The sequence below is a fragment of the Klebsiella sp. EMBS2024 genome (genome assembly GCF_036233805.1).
Lineage (GTDB): Bacteria > Pseudomonadota > Gammaproteobacteria > Enterobacterales > Enterobacteriaceae > Klebsiella > Klebsiella pneumoniae.
In genome coordinates this window covers 3,259,326-3,267,294 of sequence record NZ_JAZARW010000001.1, presented here as the reverse complement: position 1 = coordinate 3,267,294, position 7,969 = coordinate 3,259,326, and the positions used below count along the sequence as shown (strand labels likewise).

General features: G+C 57.9%; 6 protein-coding genes. 3 read left to right on the top strand and 3 right to left on the bottom strand.

Going from position 1 to position 7,969, the window contains the following annotated elements:
* Positions 1-45: 45 nt before the first annotated feature.
* The gene (gene oqxB / locus VZP09_RS14935) at positions 46-3,198 is read right to left on the bottom strand and encodes a multidrug efflux RND transporter permease subunit OqxB (RefSeq protein WP_032415399.1); all 3,153 of its coding nucleotides are present in this window, start codon (positions 3,196-3,198) and stop codon (positions 46-48) included.
* A gap of 23 nt (positions 3,199-3,221) precedes the next feature.
* On the bottom strand, positions 3,222-4,397 hold the full coding sequence (gene oqxA, locus VZP09_RS14930; protein WP_328795247.1) for a multidrug efflux RND transporter periplasmic adaptor subunit OqxA: 1,176 nt from the start codon (positions 4,395-4,397) through the stop codon (positions 3,222-3,224).
* A gap of 333 nt (positions 4,398-4,730) precedes the next feature.
* Here oqxA and VZP09_RS14925 point away from each other — a divergent pair, with 333 nt between their 5' ends.
* The gene (locus VZP09_RS14925) at positions 4,731-5,093 is read left to right on the top strand and encodes a helix-turn-helix domain-containing protein (protein ID WP_024264608.1); all 363 of its coding nucleotides are present in this window, start codon (positions 4,731-4,733) and stop codon (positions 5,091-5,093) included.
* A gap of 10 nt (positions 5,094-5,103) precedes the next feature.
* Here VZP09_RS14925 and VZP09_RS14920 read toward each other — a convergent pair whose 3' ends face one another.
* Positions 5,104-5,676, bottom strand: coding sequence for a flavin reductase family protein (locus VZP09_RS14920; protein ID WP_328795246.1), 573 nt, complete (start codon positions 5,674-5,676; stop codon positions 5,104-5,106).
* A 211-nt stretch (positions 5,677-5,887) separates the two neighbouring features.
* Between VZP09_RS14920 and VZP09_RS14915 the strand changes: the two genes are divergently transcribed.
* The gene (locus VZP09_RS14915; protein ID WP_002914178.1) at positions 5,888-6,772 is read left to right on the top strand and encodes a LysR family transcriptional regulator; all 885 of its coding nucleotides are present in this window, start codon (positions 5,888-5,890) and stop codon (positions 6,770-6,772) included.
* Positions 6,773-6,896: 124 nt separating this feature from the next.
* Positions 6,897-7,697, top strand: coding sequence for a hypothetical protein (locus VZP09_RS14910; protein WP_004180956.1), 801 nt, complete (start codon positions 6,897-6,899; stop codon positions 7,695-7,697).
* The last annotated feature ends 272 nt before the right edge of the window (positions 7,698-7,969 follow it).

Genomic DNA, 7,969 nt, shown 5'->3' with positions numbered 1-7,969 from the left:
CCGCCTTCAAATTGTGAAGGCGGTTTTTTTGTTATCTGCTGCAGGCTAGGCGGGCAGATCCTCCTGGACCGGCTTCCTGCGGGTCACCAGTTTCCGTAGCGTCACGTAAAACACCGGCGTCAGGAACAGACCGAAGAGCGTCACGCCCAGCATCCCGGAGAACACCGTGATCCCGGTGACGCCGCGGACTTCCGCCCCCGCGCCGTGGCCGAGGATCAGCGGAATGGTCCCGGCGATAAAGGCGATGGAGGTCATCACGATCGGGCGCAGACGCAGGCGGCATGCCTCCAGCGCCGCTTCCATGATGCCTTTCCCCTGGATCTCCAGCTCGCGGGCAAACTCGACGATCAGAATGGCGTTTTTACAGGCCAGGCCCATCAGGACCACCAGACCCACCTGCACGAAGACGTTGTTATCGCCCCCGGTCAGCCAGACGCCAAACAGCGCGGAGAGCATCGTCATCGGTACGATAAGGATCACCGCCAGCGGCAGTGTCCAGCTTTCATACAGCGCGGCCAGCACGAGGAACGCCAGCAGCACCGCCACCGGGAAGACGATCAGCGCCGTGTTGCCCTGGGTGGCCTGCTGGAAGCTGAGATCCGTCCACTCAATATTCATCCCATTCGGCAGGATCTGCTTCGACAGCTCCTCCAGATGCGTCATCGCCTGTGAAGAAGAGAGGACCCGCGGATCGGCATCGCCAATCAGGTCCGCCGCCGGATAACCGTTGTAGCGGATCACCGGATCCGGCCCGTAGGTGGTACTGATATTCACCATACTGCCGATCGGTACCATTTCGCCCTGATTATTGCGGGTGCGCAGATTGGCGATATCTTCCACGCTTTCGCGGTATGGTCCGTCAGCCTGGGCCATCACGCGCCAGGTACGCCCGAACTGGTTAAAGTCATTGACATAAGACGAGCCGAGATAGGTCTGCAGCGTACCGAATAGCTCGGTTAGCGATACCCCCTGCGCTTTCGCCTTATCGCGATCGACCTGCACGTCCAGCTGCGGCACGTTAGCCTGGTAAGTCGAGATCGGGAAGTGCATCCCCGGCGTCTGCATAATCGCCCCGGACATCGCATTCACCGCGCTTTGCAGCGCGCCATAGCCCAGCCCTCCGCGATCCTGGATGTACAGGGAGTAGCCGGAACCCTGACCCAGTCCTAAAATCGGCGGCGGCAGGATGGAGAAGCCAAAGCCCTGCTGGATTTGCGCGATTTTGGCGTTGATCTCCGCGTTAATTTCCGCCGCCGTGTGTTTGCGCTGGTCGAACGGTTTCAGGCCAAAAAAGACCGTCCCGGTATTCGGCGTGTTGGTGAACTGCAGCGCGTTAAGCCCCGGGAAAGCGACCGCATAGTCGACCCCTTCGGTATTCATCCCGATCTCGCTCATTTTGCGGATCACCGCGTCGGTGCGCGCCAGCGACGACCCTTCCGGCATCTTCACGCCGCCAATGAGATACAGCTTATCCTGGGTGGGAATAAACCCGCCGGGGACGGCTTTAAACATCACCCCAGCGGCGCAGAGCAGCAGCAGATACACCGCAAACACCGCGCCACGGCGTCCGAGGGTTTTGCTCACCAGCCCCTGATAGCCGTTCGAGCTGCGCAGGAAAAAGCGGTTAAACGGACGGAAAATCCAGCCAAACAGACGATCGATCAGCCGGGTAGGGAGGTCTTTCTTCGCGCCGTGAGGCTTTAACAGCAGGGCCGCCAGCGCCGGGGAGAGCGTCAGCGAGTTGATGGCCGAGATCACCGTCGAGATGGCGATGGTCACCGCGAACTGTTTGTAGAACTGGCCGGTGACCCCGGAGAGAAACGCCATCGGCACGAACACCGCACACAGCACCAGCGCAATGGCGATAATCGGCCCGGAGACCTCACGCATCGCCTGATGCGCCGCGGCAAGCGGTGCAAGCCCCTCTTCGATATTACGCTCGACGTTCTCCACCACCACGATGGCGTCGTCCACCACGATACCAATCGCCAGTACCAGCCCGAACAGGCTCAGGGTATTCAGCGAGAAGCCCAGCAGATAGAGCATGCTGAAGGTACCCACCACCGATACCGGCACAGCGATCAGCGGGATAATCGACGCGCGCCAGGTCTGCAGGAACAGGATCACTACCAGCACCACCAGCACTACCGCCTCCAGCAGCGTCTGCACCACCGCGCGGATGGAGTCGCGGACGAAAACCGTCGGGTCGTACGGCGCCGCCCATTGCATATCTTCCGGGAAGCGAGTGGCCAGCTCGGCCATTTTGGCGCGTACCGCATTCGACAGATCGATGGCGTTAGCGCCGGGTGACTGGAAGATACCGATCCCGACCGCATCCTTATTGTTGAGCTGGGAGCGCAGCGCATAGCTACCGGAACCCATCTCGATGCGCGCCACGTCGCGCAGGCGGACCAGCGAGCCATCCTGCGCCGTTTTCAGAATGATATTGCCAAACTCTTCTTCGGTATGCAGACGGCCCTGGGCGTTAATGGAGATCAGGAAATCGCTCTCCTGCGGCAGCGGCTCGGCGCCAAGCTGTCCGGCAGACACCTGGACGTTTTGCTCCTGCATCGCCGTCACCACATCCGAGGCCGTCAGACCGCGGGCCGCGACCTTATTGGGATCCAGCCAGACGCGCATCGCATATTCACCGGAGCCAAAAATCTGGATCTGGCCGACGCCGGGCAGGCGCGCCAGCTCATCCTTCACTTTCAGCGTGGCGTAGTTGCGCATATACAGCGAGTCGTACTTACCGTTTGGCGAAAACAGATGCACCACCAGGGTCAGCGTCGGAGACTGCTTCTGGGTGGTGATCCCCAGACGGCGTACATCCTCCGGCAGACGCGCTTCCGCCTGCGCGACGCGGTTCTGCACCTGAACCTGCGCCTGATCCGGGTCGGTACCCGGGCGGAAGGTGACGGTGGTGACCAGCACGCCGTCGGAGCCGGCGACCGATTTCATGTACATCATGTTTTCAACGCCGTTGATCGCTTCCTCCAGCGGCGTCGCCACGGTCTCGGCAATCACTTTCGGGTTGGCGCCGGGATACTCCGCGCGCACCTGGACGCTCGGCGGGACGACATCCGGATATTCGCTCACCGGCAGCAGCGGGATAGCGATTAACCCGGTGATAAAAATTAAAATCGACAGCACCGCGGCGAAAATCGGCCTGTCGATAAAAAAGCGGGAAAAGTCCATGTCTTGGATTCTCTGATTAGGGATCAGTTAAGGGTGGCGCTGGAGGTCATGGCAACGGTTTTGGCGTTAACCGGCATACCCGGCATAAACACTTTTTGTAAGCCGTCGACGATGACGCTATCCCCAGGATTCAACCCCTTCTGAACGATGCGTAAACCGTCTGCCAGCCGCCCTGGGGTAATGTCGCGGCGCTGTGCTTTACCATCTTTATCAACGATATAGACGTATTTACGATCCTGATCGGTCAGTACCGCTTTGTCGTCGATCAGCGTGGCTTTGAACTCTGCGCTGCCCGGCAGACGCACGCGGGCAAACAGCCCCGGTGTGAACAGACGCTGCGAGTTATCCAGCAGCGCACGCATGCGGATGGTGCCGGTACTCGGCGTTAATTGATTATCGAGAAAATCCACTTTGCCCTGGTGGGGGTAACCCTCCTCGCCAACCAGGCCAATCTCCACCGGGAGCGCCTGATTATCGCTGGACGCGCCTTGCCCGCGGCGGGCGAGGTTTTGATANTGGAGGTAGGTTGACTCGTCGACGTCAAAGTAGACGTACACCGTCTTCTGCGAGACCAGGGTGGTGAGCACGCTGGCGGTGTCGCCCGCGGTGACCAGGTTACCGCTGGTGATCAGCGCCCGGCTGGCGCGGCCGTCAATAGGGGCGGTCACTTTGGTGAAGTCGAGGTTAAGCTGCGCGGCATCCACCGCCGCCTGCGCGGCGCGAATGTCGGCCTGCGCCTGAACCGCGGCTGACCGGCGCTGCTCCCACTCTTCACGGGAGACGAGGTTGGAATGGACTAATTTATCGGTGCGGTTCGCCTCGCTTTGCGCGAGGCTGGCCTGCGTTTTGGCTCTTGCCAACGCCGCCTGCGCCTGCTCCAGCGCGGCGCGATAGGTTCTGTCATCTATCGTGAACAGCACCTGGCCCTTTTTCACCTCCTGGCCGTCGGTGTAATTCACTTTATCAATGTATCCCGAGACGCGAGGGCGAAGCTGAACGCTCTCCACCGCTTCAATGCGACCGTTAAAACTATCCCACTGACTGATCGACTTCACCAGCACCTTAGCGGCGCTGACTGTCGGGGCGGGAGGCGCAGCATTCTGCGCGACGCTGTCGTCGCAGCCGACGAGCAGAAAGGAGAGCATCATCGCGCCGAGCGCGGTCAGGTGAATGTTTTCCCAGGTTTTTTGCAGGCTCATTATTTTTATTCCGGTAAATGTAGCCGCCGGGCAAGACGCAGCGTGAGAAGCCGCGCCACTTCCTTTGTCCGGGCTGGCTTAAGGCCATTTGTGTCGATCATCGCCACAAAACTGTAACAATTTCGAATACACTATCGCGGCGATTGTAGGAAGGCGCTTAACTAAGTGCAAGAATAATTGTTGCACTTTATGTGCGGTCCAGGGGGAGATAAAAAACCGCGATCCCGGCGTGGATTTAAATGTAACAATAAAACTTGCATTTTGTATAAAAACAGGCCACCTTTAAATGCAACTGACAAAGATGCTTTTAACCGGCCGCGAGGGGGTAACATGATGAACACTGGCGCCATCATTCAGGATCTGATCGACTGGATCGACAACCATCTTGATAGCCGTCTGGATATTGACACCGTTGCCCGACGAGCCGGCTATTCGAAGTGGCACCTGCAGCGGATCTTCAAAGAACATACCGGGCAGCCCCTCGGAGAATATATTCGGGCGCAAAAGCTGCAAAAGTCGATCGAACGCTTAGCCCACAGCAACGAGCCGATCCTGAACGTGGCGATTGCCCTCGGCTTTGACTCCCAGCAGTCCTTCAACCGCAGCTTCAAGCGCCAGTACGGCCAGGCGCCCGGCGTCTGGCGCCGGAGTATCAGCCGCTCTGTTGCGCAGACATCTCGTCAGCGATCCGCATGACCGGGGAGGGTCAGTCCTGACCCGGCCCATGATCGAATTTGCTGCCTTTGCCGATGGCATAGAACTGCCCGCCTGCGACATAGTGAACGGTCCGTAGCTCGTCCGGCGCATCATCAAAAATCCAGTGTCCGTTGCGGAATACCTGGTCATCGCTCCAGGNGGCGACGATATCGCCCATAAACAGATTGTGTTGCTGCTGAATGTCCGGGTAGGGCATCACTTTGCACACCAGCCAGCCCGCGCAGTCTGCCACAAGAGGAAGATCAAATTCCGGCTGATAAAAGAAGGGGATGGTGTCATTTTTATCCGGCGCGTCGGCATAGCTGCGCCCGCCAGCGTAGAGGACGGTTGCCATCTGGCTGACTACGGGGATCTGCACCACGAAATAGCCGCTCTTTTCCACCAGCTGACGAGTGAAAGCCTGGGTGCCAATATAGGCCACCACTTTTCGCTCGCCTGCCAGCCCAACCCAGGCGGCTGACATGACATTTTCGACGCCATCATATTTTGCGGAAATCATGGTGGTGGACCCGACCTGCAATAAACGATAGGCCTTACTTATTTCGACAGGCTGAACGGACATGGTTTTTCCTTTGTGCATGCTATTTAACGTAATGATTATCTGGATATTTATTGAGGGCATGTTCGTTTTCGGGCCCCCTTTCGTAATCCACCGTGCAACGATACGCCAGGCGATTAAGCGTAAAAAGGTGCATAAATTGTTTTCATTATTCATAATTCACGAATAATCATGCCGTCTGTCGGTAAGCTGCTCGCTACAGGAGAGAAAGAAGGTGGATCGTATTCAGGCTATGCAGATGTTTATGCGCGTCGCGGAGGCAGGAAGCTTCGTGCGTGCCGCGGAAACCCTTTCCCTGCCGGCCTCCACTGTCACCAGTACCATTAAAAACCTTGAAAAATACCTGAAGGTACGGCTGCTGAACCGGACCACAAGGCGGGTGAGCCTTACCCCGGAAGGGATGCAGTATCTGGCGCAGTGCCGGGAAATTCTCGCCCTCATCGAACATAGTGAATCCACCCTGAGCGAGTCTGTCGCGCGGCCTCAGGGGCGCCTGCGGGTTGATATGCCCGCGGGCATCGCGCATTTCATCGTCATGCCGCATCTGCCGGACTTTTACCGGCGCTATCCCGATATCTATCTGATGATCGGCGTCAGCGATCGCCAGGTAGATCTCATTCAGGAAGGCGTCGACTGCGTGATACGAACGGGAGAGCTGAACAACTCCAGCCTGGTGGCCCGCCCTCTGGGTCGCTTTCGCTGGGTCACCTGCGCGTCACCGGACTATCTTCGGGAATATGGTGTGCCGCCGTCACCGGAGGCGCTCTCTCAGCACCGGGCGGTGCATTATTTCTCCGGTCAGGCGAGGCGGGCCGATGAGTTCCGCTTCGTTCGCCATGGCGAGACCTTTTCTGTACCCGTCAGCGGCAACGCCGCGGTGAATGAAACGGGGCTCTATATAAAAATGTGCCTGGCAGGATTTGGGCTGGCGCAGCTGGCGGAGAATATCGTTGCTGACCACCTGCAGGAGGGGAGACTGGTGGAAGTGCTGACGGACTGGCAGCCGCCCCCGGTACCCGTCACATTGCTCTATCCGCACCAGCGCTTTCTCTCTCCCGCCGTGCGGGCATTTGCTGAGTGGATGAGCGAGGTGGTTTGAGGGGAGTATTGCTTGCATTTAGCGCTTCGCGATGGAGGGTAGGGTTCCAGCAGAAATATCTGGTCTGCTGATGAATCGCTCGATATTCTGTAATGCTTTGTCTTTTTTGTGAACAGGAAAAAGTATGCTTAATACGCTACCCGATTTACACAGAAGTTTTGCAGAGCAACTGAAGCTTAAATTACAGTCTGATTCGCGGATCCACTCCCTTCTCGCCGGCGGCTCGTTTATCCATGGCGGGTTTGATCAATACTCCGATCTGGATTTCGTGGTGGTGATCGACCCTCTCTATTATGACGAAATCATGGCTCAGCGTATGGCGTTCGCCGGAACGCTCGGCCATCTGCTACATGCTTTCACCGGGGAACACGTCGGTGAGCCTCGCCTGCTGATCTGCCTGTTTGGCCCGGAACTTCTGCATGTCGATCTGAAATTTATCACCCTGGACATGCTCACTCAGCGCGTTGAGGAGCCTGCCGTGCTATTTACCCGTGATAACGATGCTCTCAAGCGACAGCTGGCAAAATTTAGCGCGCACTGGCCGAACATGACGCCGGAGTGGTTTGAGTCCCGGGCCTGGATCTGGCTGCATTATGCCGTGGTTAAACTGGGCAGGGGGGAACTCTTCGAAGCGCTGGGGATGCTGTCTTTCTTCCGGGAACAAGTGCTGGGACCGATGCTGTTTCGTCGCGCCAATCTACCGCAACGCGGCGTTCGTCGAATAGAAGCTCTCGGCATTGATCCCGATGGCCTGCTGACTTCCACTCTGGCAACACACGATCGTCACTCCGTCGGGATTGCCATTCGAAGGGCTGCTGACGCTTATGTCAATCTGCGGGCTGATGCGCTGCCTGACAATATCGCAGACGATGCGGCGCGTCGGGCGGTCCTTGCCATGCTGGACGCGTATTCTCACAAGGGGTAAATCTATCCCTCCGGCCGCGGACGCGGCCGGAGGGTGAAAGGTGTCGTTGGTGGTCTAATTCTGAGAGGGATGGGTTGCCGGGTNNTTGGTAACGCGAAAACAACAGAGCTTTTCGTTGGGCCCATCAATGGGCCTAAAAGGTNCGGATTTAATNAGTTNNCNTCNGACNTCGNGGGNCAAATTGCAGNCACAAAAAAGCCCGCAGGGCTTGCGCCGTGCGGGCTNTNAGGACTTCATCGGATGACTCTGGTAATCACCGATGGAGAATTTTG

Excerpts from the sequence above, each read along its gene's own strand:
- oqxB (WP_032415399.1), bottom strand. The coding sequence starts at position 3,198 with ATGGACTTTTCCCGCTTTTTTATCGACAGGCCGATTTTCGCCGCGGTG.
- VZP09_RS14925 (WP_024264608.1), top strand. The coding sequence starts at position 4,731 with ATGAACACTGGCGCCATCATTCAGGATCTGATCGACTGGATCGACAAC.
- VZP09_RS14910 (WP_004180956.1), top strand. The coding sequence starts at position 6,897 with ATGCTTAATACGCTACCCGATTTACACAGAAGTTTTGCAGAGCAACTG.